Origin of the sequence: Chryseobacterium wanjuense (assembly GCF_900111495.1) — a bacterium.
GTDB lineage: Bacteria > Bacteroidota > Bacteroidia > Flavobacteriales > Weeksellaceae > Chryseobacterium > Chryseobacterium wanjuense.
The window spans coordinates 677,111-698,684 of record NZ_FOIU01000002.1; the positions used below are offsets into that span (position 1 = coordinate 677,111).

General features: G+C 34.6%; 21 protein-coding genes. 16 read left to right on the forward strand and 5 right to left on the reverse strand.

What is annotated here, in order from left to right; genetic code table 11:
- Positions 1-75: 75 nt before the first annotated feature.
- Positions 76-1,872: a translation elongation factor 4 gene (gene lepA / locus BMX24_RS14875; RefSeq protein WP_089794049.1), complete on the forward strand. Its 1,797-nt coding sequence runs from the start codon at positions 76-78 to the stop codon at positions 1,870-1,872.
- Positions 1,873-2,075: 203 nt separating this feature from the next.
- Here lepA and BMX24_RS14880 read toward each other — a convergent pair whose 3' ends face one another.
- Together BMX24_RS14880 and BMX24_RS14885 are read right to left on the reverse strand one after the other, a co-directional pair.
- Entirely contained in the window at positions 2,076-2,285 is a 210-nt protein-coding gene (locus tag BMX24_RS14880; RefSeq protein WP_089794051.1) for a hypothetical protein, read from the reverse strand.
- A gap of 133 nt (positions 2,286-2,418) precedes the next feature.
- A complete protein-coding gene (locus BMX24_RS14885; protein WP_089794054.1) occupies positions 2,419-3,039 on the reverse strand; it encodes a DUF1579 domain-containing protein in 621 nt (206 codons plus the stop codon).
- Between the two features lie 124 nt (positions 3,040-3,163).
- On the opposite strand from BMX24_RS14885, the gene BMX24_RS14890 reads away from it, so the two are divergent.
- The 14 genes from BMX24_RS14890 (at position 3,164) to BMX24_RS14955 (ending at position 15,624) form a co-directional block, all read left to right on the forward strand.
- Positions 3,164-3,859, forward strand: a complete 696-nt coding sequence (locus BMX24_RS14890; protein ID WP_089794056.1) for an NUDIX hydrolase — start codon at positions 3,164-3,166, stop codon at positions 3,857-3,859.
- A 312-nt stretch (positions 3,860-4,171) separates the two neighbouring features.
- Positions 4,172-4,579 carry a hypothetical protein gene (locus tag BMX24_RS14895; protein ID WP_089794058.1) on the forward strand — a complete coding sequence of 136 codons (408 nt, stop codon included), beginning with the start codon at positions 4,172-4,174 and terminating at the stop codon, positions 4,577-4,579.
- A 2-nt stretch (positions 4,580-4,581) separates the two neighbouring features.
- Positions 4,582-5,055: a macro domain-containing protein gene (locus BMX24_RS14900; protein WP_089794060.1), complete on the forward strand. Its 474-nt coding sequence runs from the start codon at positions 4,582-4,584 to the stop codon at positions 5,053-5,055.
- A gap of 5 nt (positions 5,056-5,060) precedes the next feature.
- A complete protein-coding gene (locus tag BMX24_RS14905) occupies positions 5,061-5,702 on the forward strand; it encodes a DUF4291 domain-containing protein (RefSeq protein WP_089794062.1) in 642 nt (213 codons plus the stop codon).
- Positions 5,692-6,606 (forward strand): ADP-ribosylglycohydrolase family protein, encoded by a 915-nt coding sequence (locus BMX24_RS14910; protein ID WP_089794064.1) that lies wholly within the window; start codon positions 5,692-5,694, stop codon positions 6,604-6,606. Before BMX24_RS14905 ends, BMX24_RS14910 begins: the two co-directional genes overlap by 11 nt.
- Positions 6,607-6,618: 12 nt before the next feature.
- Positions 6,619-8,598, forward strand: coding sequence for a TonB-dependent receptor (locus BMX24_RS14915; protein ID WP_089794066.1), 1,980 nt, complete (start codon positions 6,619-6,621; stop codon positions 8,596-8,598).
- A 1-nt stretch (position 8,599) separates the two neighbouring features.
- Positions 8,600-9,595 carry an AAA family ATPase gene (locus BMX24_RS14920; RefSeq protein WP_089794068.1) on the forward strand — a complete coding sequence of 332 codons (996 nt, stop codon included), beginning with the start codon at positions 8,600-8,602 and terminating at the stop codon, positions 9,593-9,595.
- A 97-nt stretch (positions 9,596-9,692) separates the two neighbouring features.
- Positions 9,693-10,379, forward strand: a complete 687-nt coding sequence (locus BMX24_RS14925) for a Sir2 family NAD-dependent protein deacetylase (protein ID WP_089794070.1) — start codon at positions 9,693-9,695, stop codon at positions 10,377-10,379.
- On the forward strand, positions 10,379-11,320 hold the full coding sequence (locus tag BMX24_RS14930) for an ADP-ribosylglycohydrolase family protein (protein ID WP_089794071.1): 942 nt from the start codon (positions 10,379-10,381) through the stop codon (positions 11,318-11,320). Before BMX24_RS14925 ends, BMX24_RS14930 begins: the two co-directional genes overlap by 1 nt.
- A gap of 10 nt (positions 11,321-11,330) precedes the next feature.
- Positions 11,331-11,873, forward strand: a complete 543-nt coding sequence (locus BMX24_RS14935; protein ID WP_089794073.1) for an RNA 2'-phosphotransferase — start codon at positions 11,331-11,333, stop codon at positions 11,871-11,873.
- Positions 11,870-12,607 carry a metallophosphoesterase family protein gene (locus BMX24_RS14940; RefSeq protein WP_089794075.1) on the forward strand — a complete coding sequence of 246 codons (738 nt, stop codon included), beginning with the start codon at positions 11,870-11,872 and terminating at the stop codon, positions 12,605-12,607. The genes BMX24_RS14935 and BMX24_RS14940 overlap by 4 nt, the downstream gene beginning before the upstream one ends.
- A gap of 312 nt (positions 12,608-12,919) precedes the next feature.
- Complete coding sequence (locus tag BMX24_RS14945; RefSeq protein ID WP_089794077.1) at positions 12,920-14,644, forward strand: M14 family metallopeptidase; 1,725 nt, start codon at positions 12,920-12,922, stop codon at positions 14,642-14,644.
- Between the two features lie 313 nt (positions 14,645-14,957).
- A complete protein-coding gene (locus BMX24_RS14950; protein ID WP_089794079.1) occupies positions 14,958-15,239 on the forward strand; it encodes a hypothetical protein in 282 nt (93 codons plus the stop codon).
- The gene (locus BMX24_RS14955; RefSeq protein WP_139176855.1) at positions 15,229-15,624 is read left to right on the forward strand and encodes a hypothetical protein; all 396 of its coding nucleotides are present in this window, start codon (positions 15,229-15,231) and stop codon (positions 15,622-15,624) included. The genes BMX24_RS14950 and BMX24_RS14955 overlap by 11 nt, the downstream gene beginning before the upstream one ends.
- Before the next feature lie 57 nt (positions 15,625-15,681).
- Here the strand turns inward: BMX24_RS14955 and BMX24_RS21225 are convergent, their stop codons facing one another.
- The gene (locus BMX24_RS21225) at positions 15,682-15,840 is read right to left on the reverse strand and encodes a hypothetical protein (RefSeq protein WP_170835722.1); all 159 of its coding nucleotides are present in this window, start codon (positions 15,838-15,840) and stop codon (positions 15,682-15,684) included.
- Between the two features lie 120 nt (positions 15,841-15,960).
- On the reverse strand, positions 15,961-16,842 hold the full coding sequence (locus BMX24_RS14960) for a cupin-like domain-containing protein (RefSeq protein WP_089794083.1): 882 nt from the start codon (positions 16,840-16,842) through the stop codon (positions 15,961-15,963).
- A gap of 1,207 nt (positions 16,843-18,049) precedes the next feature.
- On the opposite strand from BMX24_RS14960, the gene BMX24_RS14970 reads away from it, so the two are divergent.
- Positions 18,050-20,761, forward strand: coding sequence for a carboxypeptidase-like regulatory domain-containing protein (locus BMX24_RS14970; protein WP_089794087.1), 2,712 nt, complete (start codon positions 18,050-18,052; stop codon positions 20,759-20,761).
- 144 nt (positions 20,762-20,905) lie between these two features.
- On the opposite strand, the gene BMX24_RS14975 is transcribed toward BMX24_RS14970, so the two are convergent.
- Entirely contained in the window at positions 20,906-21,403 is a 498-nt protein-coding gene (locus BMX24_RS14975; RefSeq protein ID WP_089794089.1) for a DinB family protein, read from the reverse strand.
- Between the last annotated feature and the right edge of the window lie 171 nt (positions 21,404-21,574).

Below are 21,574 nucleotides of genomic sequence, written 5' to 3' on the forward strand. Positions count from 1 at the left end.
TTTAATTCAGATTTAAAATTAAGAATGAGAAATTATGCTGCATTTTCTTATCTTTGCAAATTACAAGATTCTTAAATGAAAAACATACGAAATTTTTGCATAATCGCTCATATCGACCACGGGAAAAGTACTTTGGCGGATAGACTATTGGAATATACCAATACTGTTACCCAAAGAGAACTACAGTCTCAGACGCTGGATGATATGGATTTGGAGAAAGAGCGCGGGATCACAATCAAGTCTCACGCGATCCAGATGGATTATGAATATAAAGGAGAAAAATATATTTTAAATCTGATTGATACACCGGGACACGTAGATTTCTCTTACGAAGTTTCCCGTTCAATCGCTGCCTGTGAAGGGGCACTTCTTATTGTAGATGCTGCACAAAGTATTCAGGCACAGACAATTAGTAATTTGTATCTGGCATTGGAAAATGATCTTGAAATCATTCCTATTCTTAATAAAATTGATCTTCCTTCGGCTAATCCTGAAGAGGTAACAGACGAAATCGTTGGTCTTTTGGGATGTAAACCGGAAGATGTTCTTAGAGTTTCCGGAAAAACGGGAGAAGGGGTACTTCATCTTCTTGAGCAGATTGTTGAAAGAATTCCTGCACCTGTGGGAGATCCGAAAGCGCCGCTTCAGGCTTTGATCTTTGATTCTGTTTACAATCCGTTCAGAGGAATTGAAGCATATTTTAAAGTGGTGAACGGAAGTATTTCTAAAAACGAAAAAATTAAATTTTTCGCAACAGGAAAGGAATATGCTGCTGATGAGGTGGGAACTTTAAAACTAAAACAAGTCCCAAAAAAGACAATTGAATGTGGAGATGTAGGGTATATTATTTCCGGAATTAAGGATGCAAGAGAAGTAAAAGTAGGAGATACAATTACGTCATTTGAAAATCCTGCCGCTGAAGCAATTGACGGATTTGAAGAAGTAAAACCAATGGTTTTTGCAGGTATTTATCCTATTGATTCTGAGGATTTTGAAGAGCTTAGATTTTCGCTTGAAAAATTAAGGCTGAATGATGCTTCTTTGGTTTTCGAACCGGAAAGTTCTGCAGCTCTTGGATTTGGTTTCCGATGCGGATTCTTGGGAATGCTTCATATGGAAATCGTTCAGGAACGTCTTGACAGAGAGTTTAATATGAACGTTATTACCACTGTACCCAACGTTTCATACCACGGATATTCTAAAAAAGATCCCGAAACTGCAATTTTGATCAACAACCCATCTGAAATGATTGATCCCAATCTTTTAGACAGAGTTGAAGAACCTTATATAAAAGCTTCCATTATCACGAAATCCGATTTTGTAGGTGCCGTAATGACACTGTGTATTGAGAAAAGGGGTGAAATTGTAAATCAAAGCTATCTGACAGCGGACAGAGTTGAATTAACCTTCAATATGCCTTTGGCGGAAGTGGTTTTCGACTTTTATGACCGTTTGAAATCAATCTCAAAAGGATATGCATCATTCGATTATTCACCAATCGGAATGCGTGCATCTAAATTGGTGAAAATGGATATTTTGATCAATGGTGATATGGTGGATGCTCTTTCTTCATTAATTCACGATAGCAACGCTTATCACATCGGTAAAAAGATGTGTGAAAAACTTCGTGAGCTGATTCCTAGACAGCAATTTGATATTGCCGTTCAGGCAGCGTTGGGAGCGAAGGTTATTGCAAGAGAAACCATTAAAGCTTTAAGAAAAGACGTTACCGCAAAATGTTACGGAGGAGATATTTCCAGAAAGAGAAAGCTTTTGGAGAAGCAGAAAGAAGGTAAAAAGAAAATGAAGCAGATTGGCCGTGTAGAAGTGCCGCAATCAGCTTTCATGGCAGTTTTGAAACTTAATGATTAATATAAAAAAGACCGATAAATTTTATCGGTCTTTTTATTTTTTTGATTGATAATCGCAAAGGGTCAAAAACACTTTGACAGGCTCAATGTGACAAATATTTTCAGCGAAATATTTAGTATAAATTTTATCGTAGATAAAATCCTTGCGTCTTAACAAAGTGTTGAAAGGGAAAAAATTGCGCCTTTGCGTTTGTCCAACAATTTTCAAAGATTTCTTTGCTTCTCGATCAGATTTCCCTGAATGACCAATGCTCCCAATCCGAGGATTACTTCAGCGATGCCTAAAATTCTCACAAGATTTGGTCCACAAACGAGACATTCCGGTTCCGGGAAAGGCTTTTTCCCTACGATAATGATTAATACTCCGCCAATAATAATGATGACTACAATAAAGACTTTTAATAATGTTTTCATGATGGTATAAATTAGTTTTTTTGCCTACTGTTTTAGGATTTCGGCGTTACCTTTGTTTACACCAAATTTGAGTATAACTATCAATAAATCAATAAGTAAAATCACTATTTAACGACAGTGATTCTACGATAAATTATTTTTTGCGGGTGAATTTTATTTCCATTGTTTTAAACTCTTTTCCTGTTTTGGCATCAGGACCGAACATTTCCATTTTTTGGGTATTATCATCAACGAATGTGTAAATTTCCCTCACCTCACAGTCTTTTCCCGGTCTTGTAGGATCGGTCATTTTTCCTTTAAATTCAATAGATTTTGTTGACGGATTCCAATCTCCTTCCATACTCATGATTCCCGTTCCCATATTGTCGATCCAGGTGCTTACAAATTTTTTCTTGGCGTTGTCATAGCCTGTAATGCTCATTCCTTCGAAAGGCATTCCCATAAAATTTCCTTTATGCTCGCTTAGCTGATAACGTCCGTCGAAAATCATTTTATTGTTCGCTTCTGAAGTGCTTGTCGTTGGTTTTTTTCCGTTTTCCATCCACATTGTGTTTTCTCCGGTCCAGGCTCCATCGGATTTTGCTAACATTTTGTGCATGTCTCCCGGTGTCGCATAATCCATCCATGCTTTGGTAGCCGTGGCAGAATCTACGGGTTTCCATTCTTCAGAGTTGGTTGTTTTTACGTCCATTTTCACTTTATCACAAGCTACAAACAGAAATGCCAGAGCGGCAACAAATAATAAATTTTTCATAATCGTTTCGTTTTAAGTTGTTTATAAATTTAATAAAAATTATTATTCACAGAAATTTTATTTTAATGTTGAAAATGTTTATTCTAAATCGTAGCTTTGTGTATTCATAACGCAAATTAATACAATGGAGTCTCCAAAGAAATTACAGGATATAAAAGTTGCTGTAGATGCAGTCATTTTCGGATATTTTGATAAAAAAGACCTTCAGATTCTTTTGATTAAGAGGAATATCGAACCTTTCAAAGGAGGGTGGGCACTTCCGGGAGGGCTTGTTCTGGATAATGAAAATCTCGATGATGCGGTAAGAAGGGAACTTCACGAAGAAGCCGGTATAAAACCCGATTTTTTGGAGCAACTTTACACTTTTGGGAATGTGGGTCGTGATCCTCGAAACAGAGTCGTTTCTATAGCTTATTTGGGCTTGGTAAATCCTTCCTATCATGAGCTGTTTGCAGATTCTGATGCGGAAGACGCACAGTGGTTCAGTGTCAATGATCTTCCAAAACTTGCTTTTGACCACCAGAATATTATTGATATTGCGTTAAAAAGACTTCGTACCAAAATTCAGTATCAGCCGATCGGCTTCAATCTTCTCAATGAAGAATTTCCCTTTTCAGACCTTGAAAATCTGTACAAAACAATCATCGGACAGGAAATTGACCGCCGGAATTTTCGTAAAAAAATCATGAGTTATGGTCTTCTGAATGAGACGAACAATGTGAAAAAAGAAGGTAGCGGCAGACCCGGAAAATTATTTACTTTCAATCAGGAAAAGTATAAAGAACTTGAACAGGAGGGATTTTATTTTGAGATTAAATAGTTAAACACAGATTTCACGGATTTTTACACGAATTAACACATTTCATTCTGAACGGAATGAGGTGAAGTGAAGAATCTGCATATTCATAGATTTTTTTCTATATTATATTTCCATTTTAATTAAACAAAAACGCCTTGCAATTATTTAAAATGGTGTCACTTGTGAAAACATTTGTGTCATTAGTATTTCAAAAAAAAAATAAAAATTTGCCACTGAAAATCAATTAATTAAAATTTTTAGTGTAAAATCAACGCAAATAAATTTGGAGAATAAAATTATAATCTTTTAAATTTGCGTAAAAATAACACAATCATGAAAAAAATTTATGTTTTTGGAAATGGAAATTTATCTTGGGAAAGTTTCAATGAGTTTTATATTGAACCATTAAAAAAAGTTAACCTTTCTGAATGTGAATTTATCATTGGAGATTTTAACGGAACAGATACTTTAATGATGGAATTTTTAAAGAATAAATCTGAAAATGTTACGATCATTCACATGGATGAAAAGGCAAGATATTTTGTAAATACTTTTAAAACAAAAGCACAAAACTGGAAAAGGATAGGAGGTTTTACTTCTGATTTGGAAAGAGACACTTTTGGAATTGTTAATTGTACACATTTTCTCGCGATCGATTTTAATTCTGATGAAAAAAGAAAAAGTGGAACTTTAAAAAATATTGAAAATTGCCAGAACCTAAATAAAATTAAAATCGAATAACCATGAATGCTATAAAATATTTAAAAGGAGACGCAACAAATCCCAAGATTGAAGGAAATAAAATAATTATTCATATCTGCAATGATAGAGGAGGCTGGGGAAAAGGTTTTGTCATGGCAATATCTAAACGATGGAAAGAACCGGAAAATCAATATAGAAAATGGTTTAGTAGTGATGAAAATTTCAATCTTGGCGAAATTCAAATGGTTCAGGTTGAAAATGATATTTGGGTTTGTAATATGATTGGACAACATAAAATAATATCAAATTCAGAAGGAGTTCCCCCGATTCGATATGAAGCTGTTGAAAAGTGTCTGGAAAAACTAGTAAATAAAGCTTTAGATATAAATGCAAGTATTCATATGCCCAGGATTGGTTGTGGCTTAGCCGGAGGAAAATGGGAAGAAATAGAACCAATTATTGCAAGAACACTGCTGCAGGGCAATATGAAAGTATATGTTTATGATTTTAACTGAAAAAAATGAAACTTAAATTAAAAAAGTATAAAGAACAATTACAAAGCTGGCCGCAAAAAGGACATTACATCATGGCACAATATGATGATAAGAAAATAATTGTTTATCAATCTTATAGAAAAGAAATCGGGAACTTTGCCGTACAAAACCAATATTTTGGAGGAGCCTTCAGTCTGGAGAGAATGACTTGGATAAAACCAAATTTTCTTTGGATGATGTATCGAAATGGGTGGGGAACAAAAGAAGGTCAGGAATGTGTTGTGGCAATTCATCTAAAAATGGATGCATTTAAAGGGTATCTGGAAAACGCAGTGTATTCGTCTTATGATGAAACATGTAAAATCTCAAAGGAAGAATGGCAAAATCAAATAAAGGAATCATCCGTGAGATTACAATGGGATCCGGATCATGATCCTTTTGGAAATAAATTGGAAAGAAGAGCAATCCAAATTGGATTGAGAAATGATTTCGTCAAATCTTTTGCTAAAGAAGATATAATTTTAATTGAAGATATTTCAGATTTTGTAAAAGAACAGCATCAGTTTGTCTTGAAAAATGATTTAGAGAGCTTATTCATTCCTGAAGAAAAACCATTATTGTTTAATGAGGAAAAATTAAATAAAAAACTAAAACTAAATGAAATCTGATAAACAGTTTTTAGCTTCAGAATCCCTCAACGGAATTGCCATTGGTGATGCTTTTGGAGAAAGCTTTTTTGGGGAAGAAGGTTTAATTAACTCATACATACATCAAAGAATTCTTCCTGAAAAGTTCATTGATTTTACAGATGATACAATTATGGCAATTGCTGTTTTTAAATCTTTGGAAAAATTGGGAGAAATCAATCAGGATTTTTTATCTGAAGAGTTTACAAAAAACTATTATTTAGATATTAATAGAGGTTATGGACCTTCGATGCATCAGTATTTCAGAGCTGTAAAAGGCGGAGAAAACTGGAAAAAAGTTTCGTATTCAAAATTTGAAGGGCAAGGTTCAATGGGAAATGGCGGAGCAATGAGAGCATCAGTCATTGGGGCATATTTTTATGATGATTTGGATAAGCTTAGACTTAATGCAGAGCTTTCCTGTGAAGTTACTCATGCTAATAAAGAAGCAATAGAAGGAACAAAAGCAATTGCATTGGCAGCAGCTTTTGCTGTTCAGGAAAAATTAGGAATAAAACAATTGAATCAACAAGAATTTATCCAAAAAATTCAAAACGAATTGGATGATTCCGATATAAAAAGTAAGTTGAATAAATGTCTTTACTTAGACGGAAATCCAAGTATTGAATTATTGGTGAAAACGTTAGGAAACGGAACAAAAATGACTGCTCAAGATACAGTTCCTATTGTAATCTGGATGCTTTCTAGATACAGAAGCAATTTTGAAGAATGTATTTGGAATACCGTTTCGGCTTTGGGAGACAGAGATACGACATGTGCAATGGCAGGAGGAATTAGTATTTTGTGTTGTGAAGAAAATACAGTTCCTGAATGGACAAAAAATGTAGAAAACTGGAAAAACAGTTCTTTTTACAATGAACTTTAAACCTTTAAAACCATGAAAAAAACAATACTTTTAGCAGCATTTATCTCATTTTCCAACGCTTTTTCACAGGAAAACGATTCGATCAGGGATATTCAGGAGGTGAAGATACAAAGCGAAGCGGGAAGATTGCAGGCGGTGAATTTTCATAATGTCGACCCGGCTAAAAGTAGTAAAAATGTAGGTCAGGAGCCCTCATTTTTGTTGTCGGAGCTGGTTCCATCGGTCACGGCATATTCGGATACGGGTGGAAACAATGGCTATTCTTACTACAGAATTCGTGGGATCGATCAGACGAGAATCAATGTTTCGATCGATGGGGCGCCGATGAATGAGCCGGAAGATCAGGGATCTTATTTTTCGAATTATCCGGATATTTTTAATTCTTTTGATAAAATTCAGATCCAGAAAGGAGTCGGTTTGTCGAAGAACGGAACAGCGAGTTATGGCGGAAGTATTCAGCTTTTTTCTCCCGATTTAAAGGAAAAAAATCTTGAATTTGGAGCAAATTATGGCTCTTATAATTCGTTGAGAGTGTACGGAAAATATACTTCAGGAATTAAAAATGACATGGGAATTCATGTGAGATTGTCCGAAATTTATTCTGATGGCTATAAGTATAATTCTTCTAATCATGGGCAGTCTGCATTCATCAGTGGTGGAATTTTTAAAGATAAAAGCATCTGGAAATTCAATGCACTGATGGGAAATCAGAGAAATCAACTGGCCTGGCTCGGAGTAACGCAGGAGCAGATTGAAAAAGATCCGCGAACCAACGGAAACAGGGATGAGAAAGATCAATTTTTCCAGACCTTTCTACAGGTTTTTAATCAGACAAAATTGGGTGAATCTTCTTCTCTTCAAAGCAGTATTCATTATACTTATTTGAATGGAAATTATGATTTCAACTGGAATAATTTCATCGGATTGCCGGAAAATGGAGAAATGTATAATTATGCATTTACATCAAAATTTTTAGGATTTTACACCAATTTTCAGAATAAATTTAAAAACGGAAAAGTTACAGCAGGAATTAATGGAAATCTGTACCACAGAAATCATAAGGGAAGCGAACTTTCTTTGGGCGAATTGTACCGAAATACAGGTTACAAAAATGATGTGAGTGCTTTTGCAGAAGTAGAATTAAAGGCCGGAAAATGGATTTTCTCAGGAGATATTCAATACAGATTTGCAGATTTCAGGTATAAAGGGGATCTTTCAATGGATCAACTGGAATGGAATTTTTTGAATCCGAAAGTTGGGGTTAATTATTTGATTAACAATCACTCAAATGTATTTTTCAGTTTGGGAAGAGTAGGAAGAGAGCCGACCAGAAATGATATTTTTATGGGAAATGATAATCTGATGCCGGATGAAAATAATCAATTGACGTTAGGAACAACGATGCCGGAATATGTAACTGATTATGAGATAGGTTACCGTTTTAATAAAGAAAAAATAAAACTGGAATTGAATCTGTTTTATATGGATTTTAAAGATGAAATTGTGTTAAACGGAAATTTCGGTCCAAACGGATTGGCATTGACCAATAAAGTTGATAAAAGTTATAGGTTGGGAGCAGAATTATCATTTAATTATCAGATTAATGAACATTGGAGCCTAAAAAATAATTCATCTTTTGTATATTCAAAAATTAAAGAAGATAATATTTCGTTTAGCCCGGTGTTGACTCCGAAAATAATTGTAAATCAGGAAGTAAACTATAAAATTAACAATTTTAAAATTAATATATCTTCCAGATTTCAGGATAGTTCGTATATGGATTTTTCCAACTCGGCAAAACTTCCATCGTATATTATTTTCAATTCTGGGATTTTGTATGACTGGAAGCAATGGCAAATCGGATTTTTTGTGAATAATATTACGAATAAACGATATTATAATTATGGTTATACAGAAACAGATGGTGCCGGAAAATATTTTATTCAGATGCCGAGAAACTATATGGCTTCTTTGAAATTTAAAGTTTTTTAAAATGAAAGGTTTTGTATTTGGAAAATTTTATCCGTTTCACACCGGTCATCAGAAGATGATCGAATTTGCCCTTGAAAAAGGAAGCGTAACGGTTTTGGTATGTGAAGAAGAAAAGGAAAAAATCGACGGAAATATTAGAAAAGAATGGATTAAAGAAACTTTTCGAAACAACAAAAATCTTAAAGTAAAGGTTTTTAAATACAAAGAAGCCGACTTCCCGAATACTTCTGTTTCAGACTGGGAAGTTTCCAAAATCTGGAGCCAGGTTTTCAGAGAATATTTTAAAGATGAAGATTTTCTGGTGACTTCCGAAGAATATGGAGAAATGCTTTCTGTGATGATGGATATTGACCATTTTATGTTCGATGAAAACAGGGAAAATATTCGGATTTCGGCTTCAGAAATTCGTGAAAATATATTTAAATACTGGAACTACCTCCCGTTAGCAGTTCAAAAATATTTTGCATTAAAAGTGGTTTTTCTCGGTACGGAATCAACAGGGAAAACAGTAATGACGAATAATTTATCCGAATATTTTAAAGCCAATAAAGTTTCAGAAGCAGGAAGAGATTTAATTTCAGATTCAAAACAGTTTGCATTTGAAGATTTGGAAAAAGTGTACACAACACACGCAGGGCAAATTGAAAATGTGAATTACGAGAAGAGTTTTCTAACCTTAATCGACACCGATATTCATATCACAAAATCCTATTCTGAGTTTATTTTTGGAAAAAAATTATCGGTTCCAAATGAAATTATAGAAAAAAATAAGGCTGATCTTTATCTCTATTCAACGAAAGATGCAGAATATATTCAGGACGGGACGAGGCTTGAATTTGAAGAAAGAAACCAGTTGGATGAAAGCCACCGGAAGATTTTAAAAGAAGAAAAAATCGATTTCCTGGAGCTTTCCGGAAGCTGGCTTGAAAGAGAAAAAAGAGCGATACATTTTATTGAAAATTTAATTTTGAAAAGACAAGTGATGTTTAAAAATTAATTGTAAAAGCAATTAGTAATAAAAAAATATTTTGCGGGCTTTGCGCTAAAAAAAAATATTACTAAAAGCAGATTCAAAAAATTAAACGAAAAAACAAATGAAAAAACTAACCATATTAAGCGGCGCCGGAATTAGCGCCGAAAGCGGAATAAAAACATTCAGAGACGGAGATGGTCTTTGGGAAAATCATAATGTAACGGATGTGGCAAGTCCGGAAGGATGGCGAAAAGACAGAGCTTTGGTATTGGAATTTTACAACCAGAGACGCCGCCAGCTTCATGAGGTAGAGCCTAATGAGGCTCATAAATTAATTGGTAATTTAGAAAAATATTTTGACGTTCAGATCATTACACAAAACATCGATGATCTTCACGAAAGAGCAGGTTCTACGAATATTCTTCACATTCACGGAGAATTGTTCAAGTCGTGTTCATGCAACAATAAAAGCTTGATTTACGAGCAAAAAGGAGATATCAACATCGGGGACAAGGCAGAAGATGGAGCTCAATTGAGACCTTTCATCGTGTGGTTCGGTGAGGATGTTCCTTTATACCAGACGGCGAGAGAGAAGGTGAAAGATGCAGATATTTTGTTGGTGATCGGAACTTCTTTGCAGGTTTATCCGGCTGCCGGACTGATTCATGAGATTAAAGATGATTGTCTTTTAATTGTCATCAATCCCAACGAAACCGGTTTCGGATACGGACAAAGAGCTGTTGTCATGAAAGAAACGGCAACCCAGGGAATGAAATTACTGTTCGACAAATTAGTAAATCTGGCCTAATGAAAAATATGGTAAAAGCAGGAATTTTTGGAGTTTGTGTTGGTGATGCATTGGGTGTTCCGGTGGAGTTTAAAAATAGAGAAACATTAAAACAATTTCCTGTTACGAAAATGCAAGAGTTTGGATCTTGGAATCAGCCGAAAGGAACTTGGAGTGATGACAGTTCTTTAACGCTTTGCCTTGCAGAAGAATTAACGAAAGGATATGATTTAGAAAAGATAGGAGAGAGTTTTGTTAAATGGGTAAAATATGGACATTGGACAGCTCACGGAAGACTTTTCGATATTGGAGGAACAACACGTCATTCCATTGCGAGATTAATTAAAGGGGAAAGTGCCAGATTTTCAGGAAATATTTTTGAAGAAGATAATGGGAATGGTTCTTTGATGAGAATTCTTCCCTTAGCTTTTTATCTTAAAGATGAAGAAAATATTGAAAAAGTATATCAAACGGTAAAAGAAGTTTCATCTATTACGCATGGGCATTTTCGTTCTGTCTTTGCGTGTTTTCTCTACGTAATTTTTGCAATTGAATTAATTAAAGGTAAAGATAAAAAAGAAGCGTACAATCATATTCAAAATGCAGCCTTAAAATTTGCAGAATTTCAAGGTTTTAATCCTAAAGAGATTCAACTTTTTGAAAGAATTTTAAAGAATGATATTTCAAAATATGACGAAGATACCATTAGTTCTTCCGGCTACGTTCTCCACAGTTTAGAAGCATCATTATGGTGTTTTCTAAATTCTGAAAGTTATTCGGAAGCGGTCTTGAAAGCCGTTAATTTGGGAGAAGATACCGACACAACCGGAGCTATAACAGGTGGAATTGCAGGGGTTTATTATGGATTTGAAAATATTCCGGAGGAATGGGTGTCAGAGCTGGTGAGGAAAGAGGATATTGAGAAACTATGCATTAAATTAGAGAACAAATTAATAAACTAAAACACAAACCATGAACGAACAACAAAAGAAAAAAATCAGCAAATTTCTAAGCTTAATTCTCCGGCATCAGCCTGAAATCATCAACTTAACTTTAGACAAAAACGGGTGGGCAAATGTTGATGAATTAAAAGAAAAATGCTCAAAAAATAATATGGATTTCACTTTGGAAGAATTGGATGAGGTGGTAGAAAACAATGACAAAAAACGGTTTATTTTTAATGAAGATAAGACCAAAATCAGGGCAAACCAGGGGCATTCGATTGATATCGATCTGGCGTTGAAACCACAGCAGCCACCAGAATTTCTCTACCACGGAACGGCTCAGAATAACGTCGATTCCATTTTAGAAAAAGGTATTGAGAAAAGGAGCAGACAGCATGTTCATTTAAGCTTGGATAAAGAAACAGCCACCAAAGTCGGAATGCGCCACGGCAAACCGGTAATTCTCACCATCAGAACGGGAAAAATGTATGAAGACGGAGTTTTGTTTTATCTTTCTGAAAACAAGGTCTGGCTGACAGATTTTATAGAGTCAAAATACATTTCGAGATGAAAAGAACATTAGCAATAGGAGATATTCACGGTGGATTCAAAGCATTGAAACAGATTTTGGAAAGAGCGGACGTCACCGAAAATGACACTTTAATTTTCCTCGGAGATTATGTTGATGGCTGGTGCGAATCTTCAGAAATCATTCGATTTTTAATGGAACTTTCCCAAAGGCAGGAACGCATCTTCATCAAAGGAAACCACGATGCCTGGTGCGAAGACTGGCTTTCCTTTGGTAAAAATGAGGATGTCTGGCTTTTCAACGGAGGGAAAAGCACTGTTGAAGGCTACTCCGATTATTCTTTGCAGGACATGGATCTTCACCTGGAATTTTTTCAGCGAATGAAAAATTATCATATTGATGAAGACAACCGTTTGTTTATTCATGCGGGGTATTCTTCTATGCACGGTCCTGAAAAAGAAGTGTATACGAGCAATTATCGTTGGGACAGAACACTTTGGGAGACGGCTGTCGCGATGGATAAAAAATTATCAAGAAACTCAGAGCTTTATCCGAAAAGGTTTCTTTTGTATAAAGAAATTTTCATTGGTCACACACCGACTTTACATTTGGGAATTAAAGAACCCGTGAACAAAGCCAATATCTGGAATTTAGACACGGGAGCGGCTTTCACCGGCGCATTGTCGATCATGGATGTTGATACAAAAAAGTTCTGGCAAAGCGATCCGCTACCGTCTTTATATCCTGATGAAAAAGGAAGGAATAATTATCTGTAAAAGCTAAAAAACATTAATCATTTTTAATAAGAGAATATTTAAAAAAAATCTGCCAATCTGCAAAATTTGCTAGAATTAAAAAAGTTTGTCATTCAGAATGGAACGAAATGGAATGAAGAATCTCTAATAATGTAGTTTAGATTCTTCCTTCGTCAGAATGACAAACTGCGTATAATAACACTCTTTCTCTTCGCCGAGTGAAAACACGTTTGCGAACGAAACTATGCAAAACAATTTTAAATTAAATCTTTGTGATTTGCATTCAAAACAAACAATCAGTTTTGTAATTTTAAAGCTCGAAATATCACTTCAATGAAACTGAAATATCTCTTATTCTCTCTTACTTCATCTTTACTGTTTGCTCAACATAATTTCCAGACAACTTTTGAGAGAGGGAATGGAAATCAGACGGTTACTTATGATGAGATGAATGCTTATTATCAGAATTTGGCTAAAAATTTTAATACAATTCAATACGTAAAAAAAGGAGAAGATGATAATGGAAAACCGATTTATGTTGTCGTGTATAATCCTTTTCCGGAAAAAGATTTAAATCAGGTAAGAAAAGAAAAAGCAATTCTCTTTGTCAACAACGGAATTCATCCCGGTGAACCGGACGGAATTGATGCTACGATGATGCTGATGCGCGACCTGGCGACGAAAAAAATCAAAACACCGCAGAATTTCATTGTGGCAGCCATTTCAGCTTATAATGTGAGCGGAATGCTGAACCGCGGTTCATTTTCACGAGCCAATCAAAATGGTCCCGAGCAATATGGTTTCAGGGGAAATGCGAAGAATTACGATTTGAACAGAGATTTTATCAAAGCAGATTCTAAAAATGCCAGAAGTTTTCAGGAGATTTATCAATGGCTGAAACCGGATGTTTTTATTGATAATCATGTGAGTAATGGGGCAGATTATCAGTATACATTTACCTATATTTCTACTTTCAAAGAACGGCTGGGAAGTATTTTAGGAGAATATTTTTATAATAATTTTCAGGCTAAAAACCTTAAAGATTTACAGAAATTGGGCTACAAAAGTACACCTTATGTCAATATTCATGGGGATGTGCCGGAAGTTGGCTTTGCCGCTTTTGAAGATTCTCCGAGATATTCGACGGGGTATACATCTTTGTTTAATTCTTTGGGAACCGTTCCTGAAACGCATATGCTGAAACCTTACGACAAAAGGGTGGATGCAACCTACAAATACATGCTCGTAAACCTTGAAAATTTGGATAAAGAATATAAAACAATAAAACGGCTTAGAATTGAAAATTTAAAACAATATCAAGCCGGAAAACCCTACGGAATTCGCTGGAAAATCGATTCTACAAGATATTCTACGATGGATTTTAAAGGTTTTGAAGGAAAATATAAACCAAGCGAAATTTCCGGAAAACCGAGATTGTATTACGATAGAAATAAGCCTTTCACAAAGAATATAAAATTGTTTACAACTGCTGTTCCGACGGGTTATATCATGATTCCGAAATATTATGTGATCCCTCAGTCGCAATATCGTGTGATTGAAGAGTTTAAAAGGAATCAGATTCAGATGAAACCGCTGCAGAAAGACAGCATCATTGCTGTGGAATCTTATAAAATTAATGATTTTAAAACAGTGAAAAATCCTTACGAAGGCCATTATCTGCATTTTGAAACGACGGTTGATAAATCAAATAAAAGCATAACATTTTCTGCAGGAGATTATATTGTTCCAACTAATCAGGAAGGAGTAAAATACATCATCGAAACCCTAGAGCCGGAAGCGCTTGATTCTTTCTTCAATTGGAATTTCTTTGATGGGATTTTAGCACAGAAAGAATATTATTCAGCCTATATTTTTGAAGATACGGCGGCGGAATTATTAAAAAAAGATAAAGAGTTAAAACAAAAATTCGAAGCCAAAAAAGCATCCGACAAAAAATTTGCAGATGACGGAACTGCCCAGCTTGACTGGATCTATAGAAATTCTCCCTATTTCGAAGAAAAGACATTCAGACAATATCCGATTTATAGAATCTTGTAAGCTTATTTGTTGGAAAACGCAAAGGAGCAAAGATTCTTAATATTCAAGATGTTTTTAAGGCGCAAGAAAATCAAAGATTTTCAGCAAGGGTTAACCGTTATCAATTTTATCGCAGATAAAATCCTTGCGCCTTAGAAAAAAATTAAACTTCTTTTGCGCCTTTGCGATTACCAACCTTTAGTTTTAGTTAAAATATTGATAATCAGTTTGTAATTTCAGGGTTTTTCACATACAAAATTGTTGTTTTCCCTGATCATTTTTAATTTTTATCAGACGAAATTTGCTTTAATAAAACCAATAAAAACTAACATTTATGGCAACTAAAAAGCAATTTTTCGTTTCATTGGAAGGTGTAGACCTTACAGACGAGCAGCTGAAAAACATCGACAGGGGAATTCAAAGTGTTGTTCTTTCTGAGCTTTCAAAAATGGATAATACCCAGGCTTTTGGAGCGCACAGAGACTTCAGGGGATTGCTAAAACCTCTCAGAGTGAAAGACTGGTTTCCTTGGGGAATCATTATTTTCAAACCCGGAATTGATATTCAGAGCCAGATTAAAGACATTCAGTCTCAAATAAAAAGTTATGGAGGCTAGTTTTAATTCTTCAAAGAAGATGTGTCCCAGCTATCTTGGGAAAGTCGGGGCACAGCTTTTTGGAGTAGTGAATAAAGACGGAAAGGTGCAGTTTATAACACCTCTTACCGTTACAGAAGAGTTTGTACAGCAGAATGATCATCTCGAACAGCGATTCCGTTTTACCGGAAAATGTGTTGAAAAAGGCTGTGCACAATGGAATAATGAAGAATCTAAATGTTCTTTATCCAAAAAAGTTCAGAATTTGGACTTAAATCAAAATAAGGAATTATCTTATTGCCCGATCCGCTCGCAATGCCGCTGGTTTTCTCAGGATGGAAATGAAGCGTGTTTCTCTTGCAATGAGGTGACAAGAAATATGGAAGAATTGCTTCTTACCATGTAATTTATCAAAAAAAATAAGCTACAAATTGCAGCTTATTTTTTGTATAAGAATCTAAATTTAGTCTATGAAATTTAGATTTCCGGTTGCTCCCTGAGGCAGGAAAACAACTTTTCTTTTAATGCTTTTCGCTTTTTCCAAAGCTTTAAGTGCTTTTTGTCTTTCGATTTCTCTGTTGAAATGGGAGTTGTTGCTTTCAGATTGTGTAGATGAATTCATATGTAATATTTTTTAGTGTGGTAAAATCATTTAATCTAAAAGTGTACCATTTTCAGGGCAAAAATCAACATGTGGTATCTAAAAATAAAAAAGACGCTTCATGTAGAAACGTCTTTCATTTTATCTTGGTAGACCTCTTTTTAAAGCAATTTCTGCTCGTTTGACGGCTACTTTTTCTTTCCAGTCCATGTATTTTTTCTTGAAATTTTTCTTCATGATATCATCAAATTTTCGCTGAACCGTAAGATTCCACAAAGAGTGCGCTTTTACCGCCCAGGATTTGTCCCATGCTCTCAGGGAAATGGAGAAACTTCCATCCAGATATTTCATCCAGTGCCACCATCCGGTCGGCATAAACAATGTATCGCCATGCTCAAGGAAACATTCGATTCCTTCAACGCCATCCAGTGCAGGGAATTTTGTAAAGTCAGGATTTTCGATATCGTAATCTTCCAAAGCGTAGGTTGCATAAGGAATTTGATATAATCTTTCTTTCCATTTATAATCAAAAAGAAGAACATGCTTTCTTCCGTTGAAATGAGTGTGGAAAATATGAGCCAAATCAATATCATAATGAAGGAAAGTCACAGAACCTTTTCCACCAAAAAACATAGATGGGTACTTATCTAAGAATCCTCCCATCAGATCTTTTGGGGCAATGTAGTCTTCCAATAATTTTTTGGCGTGCTTTATAGGATCAAAAAAGAAAATTCTAAGATCAGTAGGTTCTCTTTGGATAAGATCGATATAATCTTTAAACATCATTTTTGCAGCAGAAGCATTGATGGGAGCTGCGGGATCGGCTTTGGAACTATCATATAACGGTACTTCCACATCTCCAACGATTTCCTTCATGTATTCCATCGTCCATTTTTGGTACGCGGGCCATTTTCTTGCCATGTTTTTAATGACAACAGGCTTTCTCTGCTTCAGATATTTTTCGATAAATTCTTCTTGAGTAATATCATCTACTATATCTATAGGCTTTAAGTTAATTCCCATCTTTTAAAATTTATGTTACAAAATTATTAAATAAAAATTTATGTTAACAGCTTTAAGTTTTTTTTAATCTATGATTCAAATCATTTTTGACAATTTAGACTAAATAAAAACATTGAAATAGCAGGTATCGCGAAAATTTCTGTATAGATACAACAAAATACCCTGCAAAAATATTTACAGGGCAAAAACACAAATTGATTGAATAAAAATTCATTCGTATGGCGAAGATAAAACATTTATTTTATAAAAAAAATCGGCTTAAACAGGATAAAATATTGAGTTTTTGACAATGTTTTTTATTTTTTTTTGCGATAAAATAATATTGCTTTAAATAAAAAATAAAGACCGATAAACTAGGGAAAGTTTTTAAGCTAAAAAATATTTTTATTTTTTTTAATTTTTTTGAAAACATGATTGTAAGTGATTGATTGAATGGATAATGCGATGTGGTAAAATTCATCACTTTGTGATAATAAGTTGCTTCACATAATCAAATAAATTAAAATTATTATTAAAAGCGTACAAAAAATACCCTGAAATAACAGGGTATTTAATCACATTTAAAGAAAAAAACACTTACTAAATACTTTCCCAAAGTTTTGTACAATAAATTAAAGTTAAAGTTTGGAAGTAAAGAACTCACCATTGTGAGAACTTTGCAAAACTATGTATTGCATATAATAATCAAAAATCAAAACGGAAGAAATTTAATTTTCCCCTTAAATGTATTTGAAACAATGAAAAAAAGAGAAAATTATTCTACTAGAAGAAAGGTTTAATGGTAAAAAATAATCCGTATAAAAAACAAAAAACCCTGAAAGAATCAGGGTATAAAACACAAATTTAGATGAAAACTTAATTAATCTCTTTAGATAGCACGAGTACTAAAATAATTGCTTGTGAATAAATTCACCATAGAGAGAAATTATGTTGCAAAAATAATTGCTGTGAAGAAAAATCTAAAATAAAAATGACGGAATTTTTGTTTTGGAATCAATTAAGGCAAAATCAACCCAAAAAAGAGAATATTTTTCTGTAAAAAAAGAATAAAATATAAAGAAAATAAAGGGGATGAAATAAATAAAAAAAATATCACTATGTTTGTAGTGATAAAATATGGCTTTAACTTTATTCGTAAAAATCAATCTTTATAGATGACGTGTAACAAAAAGCTGTAACCACTAACTAATTAAGCAAATAATAAATTATGGAAAAGAAAATTTCTTTATTCCTCTTGATTTTTTTCTCGATCTTGTCTTTTGCACAAAAAACAGTTTCAGGAAAAATCACGGATCAGGACGGCGTGGCAATTCCCAGCGCGAGTGTGACCGTGGAGGAACCGGGAAAAGATGCAATTCTGGCATATGCAATTACCAATTCTAAGGGTGAATATAAAGTAAGCTTCACTTCTGCTGAGCCCAATGTAGACCTGAAAGTGAAGGCATTCAACCAAAGACCTTTAACAAAACAAATCAGCAATAGTGATCAGACCCTGAACTTTAATATGGAGGGTGAAGCCACTGAGATCAAAGAAGTTCAGCTGAAAACAAAATTAATTACCGCGAGAGGCGATACCATCGCTTACGACCTGAAGGCTTTCGACAGCAAAAGCGACAGAACTCTTGCCGATGTAATGAAAAAAATTCCGGGAATCGAAGTAAATACAGACGGAACAATCCTTTATCAGGGAAATGCAATCAACAAATTTTACGTCAACGGGAAAGATTTAATGGAAGGAGGATATGGAACGATCAACAACTCTTTACCGAAAGACGCCGTACAAAAAGTTGAGGTTCTTGAAAATCACCAACCGGTAAAAATTCTTCAGGATAAAGTACCTTCAGACCAAGCTGCCATTAATATCAAACTAAAAAATTCAGTTACCATGACCGGTCGTGGAGAAGTAGGAACAGGCTTTGGAGATCCATGGCTTTGGAATGTAAAACTGACACCGATGTTCTTCGGGCAAAAAAGCCAGTGGGTGGTGAATTACAAAACCAACAACATGGGAGAGCAGGTGGAAAATGAAGGGAATATTTTAGCATTTGGAAGCGGATGGGAAGGAAGAAGAATTAATGCCGCCCAGAACGATTGGTTGAATGTAGAGACTGCAAGCACTCCAAATACACCCGTAAAGAGATATTTAATGAATAATGTTCATTATTTGTCTGCAAATTATCTTACAAATATTGACAATAAAAAAGAATGGGAACTAAAAGCGAATGCGAATTATACTAATAATGCTGTTGAAAGAGAAGACTATAGAGAAACAACCTATCAAAACGGGGCGAAAGTCATCAATAGTACACGAAATAATTTCTACACAGATAAAGTAAAAGGAGAATTGATTTTCACTAAAAATGCAAAAAAAGGATTCTTTAAAAATACAACAAGTTTTAGTCAGTTTTGGAACGGAGACAGAGCTGTTGCCGTAAGAGAAGGAAGAACAGGAAATGAATCTGTGGAATCTCCGACTTCATCATTTCAAAATTCATTGAGTACGATTATTCCTTGGAAGGAGAAAATGGTAAATTTCAAATCATTTATCAATTATCAGGATGACAGACAGACTCTTCAGATTTCTCCGGCAAATTATATGCAGATTCCTTTTAAGGTGAGTGCAGACTCAATCGGAAGAATCAATTTTGCTCCGGGATCAATTGCAGAACAAAGATTTAGATTAAAAACTTTAGATACTTCACATTCTGCAAATATTAGTTTTTCAACGAAAGGATGGACGTTTACTCCACAAATAGGATTTGATTTCTCATCAGACAAATTAGATACAAATTTTGATGGTCTTGCAATTCCTTCAGATCCTGGCGATATACAACCGGATTTTAATACTCCAGCGTATGAAAATAGTTTGAGATTTACAGAAATCAATCCAAATGCTTCCGTAGGTGTAAATTATAAATCCGAAAGCTGGAGTTTATTTGCAAACTTCCCGGTAAACTTTAACAATATTAAAGCAGATGACGATTTAAGAGGTGTTTCAAAGTCTTTAAATAGAACAACATTTACACCCAACATTTTCGCACAATATACATTTGCTTCTTTCTGGAAAGCTAGTGTAAATGGAAATATCAGCAACAACTTTGGGGATATTCAATCTGCTTATGCAGGATATATGCTACTGTCACCTACAGGGTTTAATGTAATGGATCCAAAGAATCCGATTCCTCAGACAACAACATCCAGTGCTGGTTCGAGGATAGAGTACAGAAACCCATTGAATAATTTATTTTTTAACGTTAATTATTCACTAAGTGACAGTAAAAGAAACCTTCTTGGAGCACCAATTCTTGATCCGACCACAGGTTTTACCTTAATGCAGTATAGAGATCAGGAAAACCATTCGAAAAGTAACAGATTAAGTGTTGAGGTTGGAAAATACTTCCCTAAATTTAAAACCAATGCATCAGTGAGCTACGGAAATACAACGTCAATATCAGATGCTTTCTTGGATGATGAAGAGTTTAAAAATAAAAACAATTCCCAGACTTATGGCTTCAAATTAAATAATACCTATTTCAGCTGGATGAGTGTAGACTATAACATGAGTTTTTCAAGAACGAAGCAAGACAGTCGTGGTGGAACTTTAGGTATTAATAAAGGATATAATCATAATTTAGCTTTGTTTTTCTACCCAATTGAAAATCATACAATAGGTTTCAACTGGGATCAGGTAAATACAACGAACGGAACTAATAAATATAACAACCCGTTCTATGATATATCTTATCAATTCTCATGGGCTAAAAAGAAAGTTGATTTTGAGATTAAATGGATGAATGTCGGAAATCGTAGAGTTTTTGAAACATATGATTTGGATGGTCAATTTAATGCCATAAGATACACAAGAATCCAACTCCGCCCAAGCCAGGTCATGTTTACCGTAAAATTCAATTTTAAATAAAAAAAGAAAAACCAATCTCACAGAGGTTGGTTTTTTTGTATTATTATTTCGAGGCTGCATAAAAAATGTCGTCAGATCCAAAACTCAAACCACGCAAACCCGAATCCCGCAACTCATAACTCGCATCCCGAACCCCGCAACTCTCTAAAACCCTTGATAATCCGCAGAAGGACCATAGCTTCCCGGCAGCGGAATATCATTCAATCTGTAATAAACGCCCAATTGCGCTCTGTGATGAGTCGCCTGATTCAAACTGTGACGAATCGAGCCGTATTTTGACCATTTTGCCAGCTCCTGACCATTGTTTTTCAATGCCCAGCTTTGGTTGAGGTCGTCTTCTGTGGCGTTGGATAATGCTTCATTGCTTAGTTTGTAATTTTCATCTAAAGCCTTTAGCAAGTCCTCTTTTGTTGAAAGTTTTTTTGGCTGATAATCCGTATTGGCAAAATCAAGATCAGAGGTTTTCAGCATCGTGTCTGCCCATCCGAAAACTTCTGCAATATGTGTGGCAAGAGGCATCATTTTCATACTTTTTTCGTGTGGTGCGTAATCATTTTTTCCTTCAGGGAAGATTTCAAAAAACTTTCTTGTCGTTTGATACTCGTCCTGAAGTTCGTCTTTTAATTGAGATAAAGTGTCCATAATATTTTGTTTTTAAGCAGCTTAAAGTTAATATTTTTCATGCTGTAAATATTTTAAAGGAATCATAAATTTTATTTAAGATAAAATATGAGACATTCGTTTGCCATTTTATCGAAATAAAGTTGAAAAAAGAATTTGTTCATTAAAAAAAAATTTTTCCTGTCGTCGAAA